13 protein-coding genes are annotated in these 13,837 nt (G+C 70.1%); 6 read left to right on the forward strand and 7 right to left on the reverse strand.

Features of this window, described 5'->3' with window-relative positions:
- Positions 1-5: 5 nt before the first annotated feature.
- Complete coding sequence (locus ACFXC1_RS09960; protein WP_381241179.1) at positions 6-206, reverse strand: type II toxin-antitoxin system VapB family antitoxin; 201 nt, start codon at positions 204-206, stop codon at positions 6-8.
- Between the two features lie 318 nt (positions 207-524).
- Between ACFXC1_RS09960 and ACFXC1_RS09965 the strand changes: the two genes are divergently transcribed.
- Positions 525-1,253 carry an SIR2 family NAD-dependent protein deacylase gene (locus ACFXC1_RS09965; protein ID WP_381241181.1) on the forward strand — a complete coding sequence of 243 codons (729 nt, stop codon included), beginning with the start codon at positions 525-527 and terminating at the stop codon, positions 1,251-1,253.
- Here ACFXC1_RS09965 and ACFXC1_RS09970 read toward each other — a convergent pair.
- Entirely contained in the window at positions 1,250-1,738 is a 489-nt protein-coding gene (locus ACFXC1_RS09970) for a methylated-DNA--[protein]-cysteine S-methyltransferase (RefSeq protein WP_381241183.1), read from the reverse strand. The two genes, ACFXC1_RS09965 and ACFXC1_RS09970, sit on opposite strands and share 4 nt — an antisense overlap.
- Before the next feature lie 12 nt (positions 1,739-1,750).
- Complete coding sequence (locus tag ACFXC1_RS09975) at positions 1,751-3,229, reverse strand: DNA-3-methyladenine glycosylase 2 family protein (RefSeq protein ID WP_381241185.1); 1,479 nt, start codon at positions 3,227-3,229, stop codon at positions 1,751-1,753.
- Between the two features lie 147 nt (positions 3,230-3,376).
- Between ACFXC1_RS09975 and ACFXC1_RS09980 the strand changes: the two genes are divergently transcribed.
- The gene (locus tag ACFXC1_RS09980) at positions 3,377-4,663 is read left to right on the forward strand and encodes an aspartate aminotransferase type Ic (RefSeq protein ID WP_381241187.1); all 1,287 of its coding nucleotides are present in this window, start codon (positions 3,377-3,379) and stop codon (positions 4,661-4,663) included.
- A 113-nt stretch (positions 4,664-4,776) separates the two neighbouring features.
- Positions 4,777-5,163 carry a luciferase domain-containing protein gene (locus ACFXC1_RS09985; RefSeq protein WP_381241188.1) on the forward strand — a complete coding sequence of 129 codons (387 nt, stop codon included), beginning with the start codon at positions 4,777-4,779 and terminating at the stop codon, positions 5,161-5,163.
- Positions 5,164-5,267: 104 nt separating this feature from the next.
- On the opposite strand, the gene ppk2 is transcribed toward ACFXC1_RS09985, so the two are convergent.
- Genes ppk2 through ACFXC1_RS10000 form a run of 3 tightly spaced genes read right to left on the reverse strand, consistent with a single transcriptional unit; the run spans position 5,268 to position 7,602 of the window.
- The gene (ppk2, locus tag ACFXC1_RS09990; RefSeq protein WP_381241190.1) at positions 5,268-6,158 is read right to left on the reverse strand and encodes a polyphosphate kinase 2; all 891 of its coding nucleotides are present in this window, start codon (positions 6,156-6,158) and stop codon (positions 5,268-5,270) included.
- Positions 6,159-6,196: 38 nt separating this feature from the next.
- On the reverse strand, positions 6,197-6,430 hold the full coding sequence (locus ACFXC1_RS09995; RefSeq protein ID WP_381241191.1) for a hypothetical protein: 234 nt from the start codon (positions 6,428-6,430) through the stop codon (positions 6,197-6,199).
- Between the two features lie 17 nt (positions 6,431-6,447).
- Complete coding sequence (locus ACFXC1_RS10000) at positions 6,448-7,602, reverse strand: inorganic phosphate transporter (protein WP_381241192.1); 1,155 nt, start codon at positions 7,600-7,602, stop codon at positions 6,448-6,450.
- Between the two features lie 292 nt (positions 7,603-7,894).
- Between ACFXC1_RS10000 and ACFXC1_RS10005 the strand changes: the two genes are divergently transcribed.
- Positions 7,895-9,754 carry a M1 family aminopeptidase gene (locus ACFXC1_RS10005; RefSeq protein WP_381241194.1) on the forward strand — a complete coding sequence of 620 codons (1,860 nt, stop codon included), beginning with the start codon at positions 7,895-7,897 and terminating at the stop codon, positions 9,752-9,754.
- Between the two features lie 55 nt (positions 9,755-9,809).
- On the opposite strand, the gene ACFXC1_RS10010 is transcribed toward ACFXC1_RS10005, so the two are convergent.
- Positions 9,810-10,955, reverse strand: coding sequence for an FHA domain-containing protein (locus tag ACFXC1_RS10010; protein ID WP_381241195.1), 1,146 nt, complete (start codon positions 10,953-10,955; stop codon positions 9,810-9,812).
- A gap of 203 nt (positions 10,956-11,158) precedes the next feature.
- Here ACFXC1_RS10010 and ACFXC1_RS10015 point away from each other — a divergent pair, with 203 nt between their 5' ends.
- The gene (locus ACFXC1_RS10015) at positions 11,159-12,892 is read left to right on the forward strand and encodes a serine/threonine-protein kinase (RefSeq protein ID WP_381241196.1); all 1,734 of its coding nucleotides are present in this window, start codon (positions 11,159-11,161) and stop codon (positions 12,890-12,892) included.
- Positions 12,893-13,019: 127 nt separating this feature from the next.
- On the forward strand, positions 13,020-13,805 hold the full coding sequence (locus ACFXC1_RS10020) for an IclR family transcriptional regulator (protein ID WP_381241197.1): 786 nt from the start codon (positions 13,020-13,022) through the stop codon (positions 13,803-13,805).
- Positions 13,806-13,837 lie beyond the last annotated feature (32 nt).

The following is a 13,837-nucleotide window of genomic DNA, read 5'->3' on the forward strand; positions in this document are numbered from 1 at the left end:
GGCTCTCAGCCCTCGACCTCCCGGGGCTTCACGTCCACCTCGCGCAGCGCGTCATCGCGTTCCTCGGCCCTGGCTTCCGTGCGGTGGCCGCGCTGGATGAAGTCGCGCAGGACGAGCTCGACGGCGTCCTGCGGGTTGCTCACGCCTGCAAGCACCATGACTTCCACGACGAGCGCTGCGTCGAGCGAGACGTTCACCTTGGCCATGGGCGGACGCCAGCACTCACGGGCGCATCCCGAACATACGGACGAGGCCGGGAGCCCACGGCACCGATGCCCGGCCCTTCCCCCGTCGGGGCCCTGGGACGACGACGCGTACGCCGGGATCGTGCTCTCGTGCGTCCTCGCGATCGGTGCCGCCGGTGCGGTTGTGGGGGTGTGCCGGCCGCCGTCCGTGCGGCGGATCACGGGCTGGTGGTGGACCGGCCCGGCCGTTCTGGCCGCTCTGATCGCGGCGACCCGCTGGGGCGACGGGCGGTTGATATCCGTTCGCCTACCGGCGCCCGGGCGACCTACCCTCGGCCCATGAACAAGCCTCTCGTCGCCCTGCTGAGTGGCGCGGGCATCTCCACCGACTCCGGGATCCCCGACTACCGCGGGCCCAACGGGGTGTGGCGGCGGGATCCCGAGGCCGAGAAACTCGTGACGTACGAGTACTACATGGGCGACCCCGAGATCCGGCGCCGGTCGTGGCAGATGCGGCGGAAGAACCGCACGCTCCAGGCCGAGCCGAACGCCGCGCACCGGGCGATCGTCGAGCTGGAGAAGTCCGGCGTACCCGTGCGGGTCATCACGCAGAACGTCGACGGACTGCACCAGCTCGCCGGCCTGCCCGCCCGCAAGGTGCTCGAACTGCACGGCACCGCACGGGAGTTCAGCTGCACCGGATGCCATGCGCGCGGGCCGATGCAGGACGCCCTCGCCCGGGTCGCGGCCGGCGAGGCGGATCCGCCGTGCCTGAAGTGCGGCGGGATCCTGAAGTCGGCGACCGTCTTCTTCGGCGAGCGGCTCGACCCCGTCGTCCTCGGCGAGGCCGCCGCCATCACCAAGGCCTGTCAGGTGTTCATCGCCGTCGGCAGCAGCCTCCAGGTCCAGCCCGCCGCAGGGCTCGCCGGGGTCGCCGCCGACCACGGGGCACGGCTGATCATCGTCAACGCCGAGCCGACGCCGTACGACGAGCGGGCCGACGAGGTCGTACGGGAGCCGATCGGGACGGCCCTGCCCGAGCTTCTGCGGACTCTGCAGGGCGTCTAGAAAAGCGCCGCCCCGCTCTCGAAGTCCAGCAGCCGCTGCTTGCGGTCCAGGCCGCCGCCGTAGCCCGTGAGGCTGCCGTTCGCGCCGACTACCCGGTGGCAGGGGACGATGATCCCGATGGGGTTCTTGCCGTTGGCGAGGCCGACCGCGCGGGAGGCGCCCGGGTTGCCGAGGGCGTCGGCGAGGTCGCCGTAGGAGCGGGTCTCGCCGTAGGGGATGCGGCGGAGCTGGTCCCAGACCATGCGCTGGAACGGGGTTCCGTGCAGGCGCAGTTCGAGGGTGAACTCCTTCAACTCGCCCGCGAAGTAGGCCTGTAGTTGCGCGGTGGCCTCGGTGAAGGGGATGTCGTCGGGGGTGCCGAAGGATTCCTCCGGGGGACGGTGGCGCTGGTCGACCATGTAGAGACCGCAGAGGGTGCCGTCGTCGTCAGCGACGAGGGTCAGTGGGCCGTAGGGGCTGTCGATCACCGTGTGGTGCTTCGTCACTTCTGTTTTCCCTTACACAGGAAGGAAGTTGATCGGATGGTTGTCGGTCGCCCACAGGTACTGGACCGCGTACGCCCGCCACGGCCGCCAGGCCGCCGCGCGGGCGGTGAGCGCGGCCGGGGTCGACGGGAGGCCCAATTCCTGTGCCGCGCGCCGGATTCCGAGGTCGGTGGGGAGGAAGGCGTCGGGGTCGCCGAGGGCGCGCATGGCGATGACGTCGACCGTCCAGGGGCCGAAGCCGGGGAGGGAGAGGAGCCGGGCTCGTGTCTCCGTCCAGTCGCTCTCCACGCCCAAGTGGAGTGTTCCGTCGGCCAGTTGGGTGATCAGGGTGGTGAAGGTGGTGCGGCGGGTGTGTGGCATCGCCAAGGAATCCGGGTTCACCGCCGCCAGTGACTCCGGGGACGGGAACAGGTGGGTCAGGCCGCCCTCGGGGTCGTCGACCTGCTCGCCGTGGGCGGTGACCAGACGGGCCGCGTGGGTGCGGGCCGCCGCCGTGGAGACCTGCTGGCCGAGTACGGCCCGTACGGCGAACTCGGCCTCGTCGACCGTACGCGGGACACGTCGGCCCGGTGCCTTGTCCACCAGCGGTGCCAGTACGGGATCGGTCCGCAGCTGGTCGTCCACCGCGACCGGATCCGCGTCCAGGTCGAGCATGCGGCGGCAGCGGCTGATGGCCACGGGCAGGTCGCGCAGGTCGCTGAGGGTGAGCCGGCAGGCGATGTGGTCGGACCGGGGGGTGAGGGACGCGATGCCGTGGCCGTAGGGGAGGCGGAGGGTGCGGCGGTACGCGCCGGCCCGCCACTCCTCCACGCCCGGTACGGCGGTCGCCGCCAGATGACCGAAGAGGTTGTCGGGGTTGAGCGGAGCCCGGAACGGCAGGCGGAGGGTGAGTGTGCCGGGGGTGAGGACGGTCGTCCTGGGGCGCCTGTTGCGCAACTCGCTCGGTGTCAGGGCGAAGACCTCGCGCACGGTGTCGTTGAAGGTGCGGATCGAGGAGAAGCCGGCGGCGAAGGCGATCTCCGCCATCGGGAGCGCGGTCGTCTCGATCAACAGCCTTGCCGTCTGGGCGCGTTGGGCGCGGGCCAGGGCGAGGGGGCCGGCGCCGAGTTCGGCGAGGAGCTGGCGTTCGATCTGGCGGGTGCTGTAGCCGAGGCGGCCGGCGAGGCCGGGGACGCCCTCGCGGTCCACGGTGCCGTCGGCGATCAGGCGCATCGCTCGCGCGACCAGGTCGGCCCGCTGGTTCCACTCCGGGGAGCCGGGGCTGGTGTCCGGACGGCAGCGCTTGCAGGCCCGGAACCCCGCCTGCTGGCAGGCCGCCGCGCTCGGGTAGAACGTCATGTTCTCGGGCTTGGGCGGTACGACCGGGCAGCTGGGCCGGCAGTAGATGCGGGTGGTCAGGACGGCCGTGAAGAACCAGCCGTCGAAGCGCGCGTCCTTGGACTGGACGGCGCGCACACAGCGCTCCGTGTCGGTGTGCATCCCGTTCTGCATGTGTCCAGCATCCGATACGGGCCGGGCCGGGGCTGGCGGGAATCCGACATCGACGTCGCGTGGCCTGGTCCTCGCCCGGGTCCCTCCCGGTGAGGGCCGCTCTTATCGGTTTGTGGTGCGAGACGCGGCTTTGTAGCGTCGACCTCCGTGACGTCTCCCTCACCCTCGCACAGCGCCGATTCCCTCCCGGCCCGCCTCGACGCGGCCCGGAGCGACTACGAAGCCCTCCTCACGAAGAAGCTGTCGCTCGACCTGACCCGCGGCAAGCCCTCCGCGCGGCAGCTCGACCTGTCCGCCGAACTGCTCTCGCTGCCCGGCGACCGCTACACCGCCGCAGACGGCACGGACTGCCGCAACTACGGTGGCGCGGAAGGGCTGTTGGAGCTCAGGAAGATCTTCTCCGGGTTCCTCCAGGTACCGGCCGGGCAGCTGCTCGCCGTGGGCAACTCCAGCCTGGAGCTGATGCACGACTGCCTGGTGCACGCGCTGCTCGGCACGCTTCCCGGGGCGGCGGGCCGCTGGGCGGACGAGGAGCGGGTCGCGTTCCTGTGCCCGGTCCCCGGCTACGACCGGCACTTCGCGCTGTGCGAACGCTTCGGCATCGAGATGATCCCGGTGCCGATGACCGCCGAGGGTCCCGACATGGACGTGGTGGAGCGCCTGGTCGCCGACGACCCGGCGGTCAAGGGCATCTGGTGCGTGCCCAAGTACAGCAATCCGGACGGCACTTGCTACAGCGACGAGGTCGTACGACGGCTCGCCGCGATGCCGACTGCGGCGCCCGACTTCCGGATCTTCTGGGACAACGCCTACGCCGTGCACCACCTCACCGACGAAGAGGTGGAGATCGCCGACCTGTTGGCCGCCTGCGCGGAGCACGGCAGCCCCGACCGGGTCTTCGTCTTCGGGTCCACCTCGAAGATCACGCTGGGCGGTGCGGGTGTGGCGTTCTTCGGCTCGTCCCCGGCCAACGTGGCCTGGCTGCGCGGCTACAGCGCGAAGCGCTCCATCGGCCCCGACAAGGTCAACCAGCTGCGGCACGCGATGTTCCTCCGCGACCCGGACGGGGTGCGCACCCACATGCGCAAGCACCGTGAGCTGCTGCGGCCGAAGTTCGACACCGTGCTGCGCATCCTCGCCGACCGGCTGGGAGACACCGGTCTCGCCACCTGGTCGACGCCCAGGGGCGGTTACTTCATCACCCTCGACGTCCCCGACGGCTGCGCCCGCGAGGTGGTCCGCCGCGCTGCGGACGCCGGCCTCGCCCTCACACCGGCGGGCGCCACCCATCCGTACGGCGACGATCCCGGGGACCGTACGATCCGGATCGCCCCCTCCTTCCCGGACGCCTCGGAGATCGAGGAGATCATCGACGGGGTGGCCACCTGTGTACGGCTCGTGGGCTACGAAAAGCTGGTGGCGGACGCGAGTTGACCCGGCGCGGCATACCGCACACCGGCCACTCCAGAGGTGTGCGGTACCTCACGCCACGGTTACAAATCGCTCAACCTCTGGTTGCGAAGCGGTGAGCAGTACACGATGGGTACATGACCCTGGCCGAGAGAGCCATGCAGCGACTGACAGGCTGGCCCGACCTCAGTGCGGGCCCGGCCAGTTGTGGCACGGGTCGGGCGCTGCGGTCCGTCCACAGCGAGATCGTGCATTTCCACTCCGATCACGATGTGGACCTGCATCTCACCGTCGGGGCCATCCTCCGGTTCCACCACGATCTGAGTGAGTCGACGGCGATCCGGATCATCCCGGGTTCCCGCTGGGTGACCGTCCACCTGGACTGCGAGACGGACGTCGACCTGCTGCTGAGCCTGGTCAGCGTCGCCCTCAAAGCACATGCGGGCGGGCCCCCTTCCGGGAACCCGCCCATGACCGGCTGCAACTTCCACCGGGTGACGCTCGTTCCGCGAGACGGCGACTAGGCGCTGCGCCGGCCGAGCGGCGATGTGTCGTCGTTCGGCTGCGGCGCCGTCGTGGCTGGTCGCGCAGTTCCCCGCGCCCCTTGCGGCGCGGGACCGACCCGCCCCTAGAAGACGGCCGCCGTGTCGTCCTCCCCCGCCTCCAGCAAGGTGGCCGCCGCGCCGACGATGCGTGGATCGGGGCTGCCGACGACGTCCTCGTCCTTGTCGGCGTAGTCGAAGCGGGCCAGCACGCTGCGCATGGCCTCGACGCGGGCCCGCTTCTTGTCGTTGCTCTTCACCACGGTCCAGGGTGCCTGCTCGGTGTCGGTCTCCCGGAACATGGCGACCTTGGCTGCGGTGTAGTCGTCCCAGCGGTCCAGGGACTCCAGGTCCATCGCACTGAGCTTCCACTGCCGTACGGGGTCCACCTGGCGGATCGTGAAACGGGTGCGCTGTTCACCTTGTGAGACGGAGAACCAGAACTTGATCAGGTCGATGCCGTCGTCCGTCAGCATCCGCTCGAACAGCGGGGCCTGCCGCATGAAACGGCGGTACTCGTCCTCGGAGCAGAACCCCATCACGCGCTCCACTCCGGCCCGGTTGTACCAGGACCGGTCGAACAGCACGATCTCACCGGCGGTCGGCAGGTGCTGGACGTAGCGCTGGAAGTACCACTGACCGCTCTCGCGCTCGCTCGGCTTCTCCAGGGCGACCACACGGGCACCGCGCGGGTTCAGGTGCTCGGTGAACCGTTTGATCGTGCCGCCCTTGCCGGCCGCGTCCCGCCCCTCGCAGACGATGACGAGCCGGCGTCCGGTCTCCTTGACCCAGCGCTGGAGCTTCAGCAGTTCGATCTGCTGGAGCCGCTTGTGCCAGTCGTACTCCTTGCGCTCCATGCGCTGTTCGTACGGGTAGTTCTCGCGCCAGGTGTCCACCGGGCTGCCGTCGGGCCGGATCAGCACCGGGTCGTCCTGGTCCGTGTAGTCGACGCGCAGCCCCGACAACAGCTCAGTCATCCCGGCCTCCTCTCGATACGTTCAGTGATCAGCGGTACTCAGTGGAACTGCGGCACGATGAGATATATGCCGTATGCCACGACAGCCGCACAGGCGAGAAAGCACAACCCCGCCTGGGCAAATCCGATCGCGTGCGTGCCGCCGTCCTGTTCGCGGGCGGCCTCGACCTGGGCGAGGCCCAGGATGCCCAGCGCGAAGATGACGACCACACCGACGGTCACTCCGACACTCACCGCGGCGACCTCGCCGAGGGCGTTCCAGTCCACACTCATCAGTCAACTCCCTTGACTCAGGCGGCCGTACGGACGTCCGGGGACGCCCCGCTGCGGATGGTGACCTCGTGGGTCTCGTTGACGTTGTCCGCGTGCACGGGGTTGCGGCGCGAGGCGATCACGATGAATCCGGCCACGGCGGCGGCGATCAGGGCGATCAGCGCCGTACCGAGGTTGCCGCCGTGCTTGACGACGGTCGCGGACAGGCCGCCGACCGCGGCGGCGGCCGGAAGGGTGACCAGCCAGGCGATGACCATGCGGCCGGCGGTGCCCCAGCGCACCTCTGCGAGTCGCCTGCCCAGTCCCGCGCCGAGGATGCCGCCGGAGCAGACCTGCGTGGTGGAGAGCGCGAAGCCCAGGTGGGCGGAGGTGAGGATGACGGTCGTGGAGGCGGCCTCGGCCGCGAAGCCCTGCGGGGACTGGATGTCGGTGAGTCCCTTGCCCATCGTGCGGATGATGCGCCAGCCGCCGATGTAGGTGCCCAGGCCGATGGCGAGTCCCGCCGCGGTGATGACCCACACCGGCGGACCGGCGTCGTGACCGAGCGCGCCCACCGAGATCAGGGTGAGGGTGATGACGCCCATGGTCTTCTGGGCGTCGTTCGTGCCGTGCGCGAGGGAGACCAGCGAGGCCGAGGCGATCTGGCCGAGCCGGAAGCCCTTGGTGACCGAGTCCTTGCGGGCCCGGGCGGTGATCCTGTAGGCGAGGTAGGTGGCGAGGAGAGCGGCGATTCCGGCCACGAGTGGGGAGGCCACCGCGGGGATCAGGATCTTCTCCACGACCTTGTCGAAGTGGACACCGTCGGAGCCAGCGCCGACCCAGACCGCGCCGATCAGGCCACCGAACAGGGCGTGCGAGGAACTGGAGGGCAGTCCCAGCAACCAGGTCAGGAGATTCCAGAGGATCGCGCCGACGAGCCCCGCGAAGATCATCCCCGGGGTCACGAGCGTGTCGTCGACGATGCCGCCGGAGATCGTCTTGGCGACTTCCGTGGACAGGAAGGCGCCGACGAGGTTGAGGGCCCCACTGATCAGAACCGCCGCTTTGGGCTTCAGCGCCCCGGTCGCGATGGACGTCGCCATCGCGTTGGCGGTGTCGTGGAATCCGTTGGTGAAATCGAAGGCCAAGGCCGTGACGATCACGACCGCCACGAGGAACGTGATGTGGTCCATCGCTCGATGGAAGCAATCGAAGGCGTACATTCGGCCAACCGGAGGCCAAGTCCAGGCATGACCCGGTCAACGTAGGCGTACGCCACGGCACCCTCGGGCCCTCGTTCGCACCTTCCTCCCCTTCATGCGCACACTTCCTCCTTTTTATGGCATGGCCCGGTCAAATCTGCGAAGCTTCCCCCGCGATCACGCAACCGTAACGCGCACCCCACGGCCGCTCTCCGGCGCACCCCAGCCGACCGGGCGGCCACCGAGCAGGCCGGAATCCCGGCCGCCGTAGAAGGAGTTCCGTGTGAGATCGACCCCCCACAAGGCCCTCGCAGCCGGTGTTTTCGCCGTAGCCGCGGTGGCCGCCCTCTCGCTCCCCGTCACCCCGGCCGCCGCGGCACCCTCCGCGGCTCCCGTGGCCGCCGCCTGCACTCCGGCGCAGGTGGTCGCCAACGGCGGCTTCGAGAGCGGTACTTCGTCCTGGACGCAGTCCTCGACGACCGTCATCACCAGCCGCACCGGGCAGAGCGCCCACGGCGGCACCAGCTTCGCCTGGCTCGACGGCACCGGCGGCACGCACACCGACACGCTCTCCCAGAGTGTGACGATCCCGTCCGGGTGCAGCAGCGCCACGCTCACCTTCTGGCTGCACATCGACACCGCCGAGACGACCTCGTCCACCGCGTACGACAAGCTCACGGCGAAGATCGGCAGCACGACCCTCGCGACCTACTCGAACCTGAACAAGGCCACCGGGTATGTCCAGAAGTCGTTCGACGTGTCGTCGTTCGCGGGCCAGACCGTGAGCCTCGCCTTCTCCGGCGTCGAGGACTCCAGTCTCCAGACGAGCTTCGTCCTGGACGACATCGCCCTCAACACCTCGGGCGACACCGCCCCGCCGGCCGACTCGACGCGCACGCCGGCCGCCCCGGCGTACACGGTGAGCCTGAGCAGCAACACCGCCGGCACGGTGTGGACCGGCCACGAGAGCACGACCTTCACCAACGCGTCGGCCACCCCGCTCACCGAGGTGTACCTGCGGCTGTGGGACAACTACCACGGCACCTGCTCCGCGCCGCCGATCACGGTCACCAATGTCACCGGCGGCACCGCGGGCGCCCTCTCGGTCGCCTGCACGGCCCTCCAGATCGCGCTGCCGACCCCGCTCGCGCAGGGTCAATCGACCACGATCGGCTTCGACTTGGGGATCACGGTCCCGAGCGGCGCCGACCGGTTCGGCTACGACGGCGCGTTCAGCATGATCGGCAACGCGCTGCCGGTCCTCGCGATCAAGGACGGCTCGGGCTGGCACCTGGACCCGTACACCAACAACGGCGAGTCCTTCTACTCCCTGGCCGCCGACTTCAAGGTGACCCTGGACCACCCGACCACCATCTCGGTGCCGGCCACGGGAACTTCGGTCGACACCGCCGGTTCCAGCGGTCGCACGATCACCACGGCCACCGCGTCCAAGGTCCGCGACTTCGCGTGGGCGGCGGGTCCGTTCACCAAGATCTCGGGTACGTCGACGGCGGGCACCCCGATCAACATCTACTCGGTGACGGGCATCAGCTCGGCCAACGCCCAGTCGATGCTCACGACCGCCAAGTCCGCAGTCGACGCCCACGCGGGACGCTTCGGCGCCTACCCGTACGGCGAGTTGGACGCCGTCATCGACAACAACTTCTGGTTCGGCGGCATGGAGTACCCCGGCTTCGTCCTCGATCTGGTCAGCACCACGGCCCTCACCCATGAGATCGGCCACCAGTGGTTCTACGGCATCGTCGGCGACGACGAGTACAACAGCCCCTGGCTGGACGAGGCGTTCACCGACTACGCCACCGACCTGGCCCAGGGCCTGACCGGCACCAACTGCTGGAACAACGTCTCCTGGGCGTCGTCGGCGGAGAACATCACCAACTCGATGGCCTACTGGGACGCCCACTCGTCCCGCTACTCCACCGTCGTCTACGGCTACGGCAAGTGCGCCCTGCACGACCTGCGCCGCACCCTCGGTGACACGGTGATGGCCAAACTCCTGAAGGACTACGCCACTTCACACTGGTACGGCGTCTCGACCACGGCCGAGTTCAAGGCGGCGGCCCAGGCCGCTACGACCACGGACCTGACCTCGTTCTGGACGACGCACCGCATCATCGGCTGACGGAAGGGGAGTTGGCGGTGCGGTCGTACATCGCACCGCCAACTCCCTTTCGCGGTCAGACCCGTCGCGTGGGTGCCGCCGCAGTGGGCGGTACGGCACTCCCTCCGGTCTCCGTGCGCCAGGCGTCGGCGAGTTCGGCGGGGAAACGCCGGCCGCTGCGGGTGAGGACGACACCGGGGGCGAGTTCGACCTCGTCGCCGGGCCGGAAGGACCGGTCGGCCCCCGGCGGCAGCGTCTCCCAGGAGTCGGGCACGCCTCTGCGGCCGGCTCCGCGCATGCGCGTCCCGTAGGTGCTGACATCACGGACCAGGACCGTCCCGCCCCGCGCGGAGAGCGCCACATGCCGACGGCTGACCTGCGCGGCGACCTCCGGCGACAGCAGACTGTGCAGGGCGATCCCCTCGGGTCCCGGCAGCCGTCCGACGTGCGCCTCGGAACCCTCGTCGAGGGTGTAACGGGCCACGCAGACACCGTCGATGACGACCTTGAGCTGGGCGGCGGCCGGCCTCGGCCCCTCGTCGGCCAGCGGAGCGCCGTGCAGTTCGCAGGTGGGGACTCCGCGCCGCATGCGCGGCAGCAGGACGCGATCACCCCTGTGGACGTCGTAGAGCGTGCAACGGGGTTCCGGGCAGCGCCAGTTGCGCATGATGACCTGCGTCAGCGGGGTGCGGGCCGGGCCGAGCAGGCCCTGCTTCTTGAGGGCCGCGAGTTCCATGCGGTAGGAGATCTCGGCCTCCGTGCGCACGCCCATGTCCATGGCCACGAGGGCGACCGAGCCGTCGGGCCGGGGCTCAGGTCTGAGGAACTGCCAGGTGTTGCCCTGGATCCACGGGTGTTCGACGCGATGGTCGACGTACTGGTCCCCGGTGACGACCCGGGTACCGGTCATCCGGGCCAGGTCCAGGATGCGCTCGTCGGCGTCGTCCACCTCCTCGACCAGCCCGTCGGCGACCCAGCGACGCAGCCGTCGTACCTCGGCCGGATCGCCGAACTCCCGGTGCCCGCCCAGCAGACTGGTGTCGGCGACCAGGTAGACGGAGACATCGGGGTCTCCGGTGAGTTCCGTCAACGCCCGCAGGACGAGCCCGAGTCGGCGCAGGGAGCGCGGTCCCCGGGGGCCGACGGAGGTCTGGCGCACGACGTTGGAGAGCTCCACCAGGTAGTCCGCGTCCTCCGCCGAGGGGACCAGATGTTGTTCCACGCACGCCTCCACAGTCCGACGAGACCCGTCAACTGCCTTGATTCTCCCCGACCTTCACCGTTCTTCCTTGATCTCCTCGGATACTTCCGGATGACCGGGTTGCGCCGGTACGATCACTCGCCTGGCGAGGGGGGACGTACATCTTGAACAACGATGGAAACAGCGGCCACTTGAGACCTCTGGGCCCCGACGACCCACGGGACGTGGCAGGTTACCGGCTGCTCGCCCGGATCGGCGAGGGCGGCATGGGGTCCGTCTACCTCTCGCGCACGCGCGGCAACCAGCCCGTCGCCCTCAAGGTGATCCGCCGAGAGTACGCCCAGGACGAGGAGTTCCGCCGCCGCTTCGAGCAGGAGGCGACCTCCGCCCGCCGGGTGCAGGGCTACCACATCGTCCCGGTGGTCGACCACGACACCACCGGTCCACAGCCCTGGCTCGCCACCGTCTACGTCCCCGGCCTCGCCCTGGACCGGGTCCTCGCCCTGCACGGGACGCTCCCGCTGCCCACGGTGCTCCAGTTGACCGGCTGCGCGGCGGAGGCACTGCACGCCGTGCACAGGGCCGGTGTGATCCACCGGGATCTGAAGCCGAGCAACATCCTCATCGGCTCCGACGGCCCCTGGATCATCGACTTCGGCATCGCGCGGGCCGCCGACGCCACCCAGCTCACCCGCAGCGGCGGGCTCATCGGCACCCCGCAGTTCATGTCGCCGGAGCACGCGAACGGCCAGGAACAGACCCCGGCCGCCGACGTCTTCTCTCTCGGCCTGATCGCCGCCGTGGCCGCGACCGGCCGCCATCCGTACGGCGACTCCGGGGCCATCACGCTGGCCACGAAGATCGCCAACACCGAGTTCCGCCCACCGGACTTGACGTCGTACCCCGAGCCGCTGCGCGCGGTCCTGGAACGGACGCTGGCAGCCGACCCGGCCGCCCGCCCCGCCCCCGCCGAACTGGCCGCCCTGTGCCAGGAGTTGGCCGAGCGCCCGCTGCGGGACTTCACCGACTGGCTGCCGGCGCCGGTTGCGGCGGACATTGCGCAGCGGGAGCAACTTGTGGGCGAGCAAGGGGAGTCGGCGAGTGATGTGAGCCTGCCGAGCGCCTCGCCGGACGCGGGCGCGGCGGGTGCGACCACCGTGCCTCCCGCCGCTGCGGCAGCCAACTCCGCGACGCCCGGCGGGTACACGCCCACCCAGACGTCCGGACCCGACCCGTCGACGCAGCACGCTCCGACGCGGCCCCCACAGCCACGGCCCGCCGCCGGCCCGGCACCCTCGTTCCCGCCCGGGGCACCGCCCTCGGCCACGACTCCGACCCGCAGCCGGACCCCGATGGCGGTCGGCGCCGCCGCGCTCGCCGTGGTGGTCGTAGCAGCGGCGGCCTGGGTCTTCACCCGTGACGACGACAAGGACACCGGCGCGCAGGGAGGCAAGGGACGGACCACCGCCTCATCAGCTTCCACCGGCACCACCGCGTCCCCCTCCACGAGCTCGACGGCCAGCGGCTACACCGCGGTCTTCAAGGACAAGCCGCTCACCCTGCGCGCCCAGTTCACGACGGGCCGCAGCTCGTACACCAACGTCGACCTGGACTCGCCGCGGATCGACACACACGCCTCCAGCTCGACGACGGGCGCCGAGCTCCAGTACGCGGAGTGGGGCACCGCCCACACGCTGAACCTCGTGACGACCATGGGAAAGAGCGCGGGCCCCACCCCCGAGGAGTGCGCCGAGGGTGCGGCGGCGAACGCGCTGCCCTCCCAACTCGCCGACGCCGACCAGGGCAAGGAACTGACCAAGGGCACGCTGTTGTGCACCGTCACCGACGAGAAGAACCTCGCGATGATCGAGATCAAGGACGTCGTCGTCCAGACGGACGCCTCTGGCATCAAGGCCCGCGACTACGTCGCCGAGCTGACGCTCTGGAAGACCGGCTGACGATCGAGCGGCGGCCTGAGGGGCGAGTGACGGCCTGACGGGCAAGTCGGGCACCCACGCACGACGGTCCTGGAAGCAGCCGTCCGGGGCTCGCGACCGGTGTCCGCCCCTCGATTACCCTTCCGCCATGACCAGCAACGGAAGCCGCCCACGTGATCACTCGGTGCAGTCCGTCGACCGGGCGGTGTCGATCCTCCAGGTGCTGGCCACGCGGGGTCCCAGTGGTGTGACCGAGATCGCCGAGGAACTGGGCATCCACAAGTCGACAGTGTTTCGGCTGCTGGCGACCCTGGAGTCACGGGGCCTGGTCGAGCAGGACACCGAGCGCGGGCGGTACCGCATCGGGTACACGATGGTCGAACTCGCCGCCGGGGCGAGCAAGGTGAACGACCTGTCCCTGCTGAGCCGTCCCGTCTGCCAGGAACTGGCCGCGGCCGTGGGCGACACGGTGAACGTGGCGATCCATGACGGGCACGACGTGATCACCATCGACCAGGCGATCGGCGCGGCGGCGATCGCGAGCATCGACTGGGTCGGCCGACGCGCCCCGCTGCACGCCACCGCGGCGGGCAAGCTCTTCCTGGCGCACATGCCCCCCGACCAGGTCGCGGAGATCCTCGCCAGGGACGCTGAGAAATACACCCCGCACACCATCGTCGACCCGACGACCCTGGCCGCGGCGCTCGAGACGGTCCGCGAGCGGGGCTACGCCACCACCAGCGAGGAGCACGAGATCGGGCTGGCCGCCATCGCTGCCCCGATCCGCGCCCTGGACGGCAAGGTCATCGCGGCCGTGACCCTGTCCGGACCGACCTTCCGCATCGACGAGGACACCGTGCCCGGTCTCGCGGAGCAGCTGCTGGCAGCCGCCGCGAAGATCTCCTGGCGCCGGGGGTACGTGAAACGCGGATGAGCGCCGCGCGCACGGCGAGTTAACACGGCGGG

It is taken from the genome of Streptomyces hokutonensis, assembly GCF_042751305.1.
GTDB lineage: Bacteria > Actinomycetota > Actinomycetes > Streptomycetales > Streptomycetaceae > Streptomyces > Streptomyces hokutonensis_A.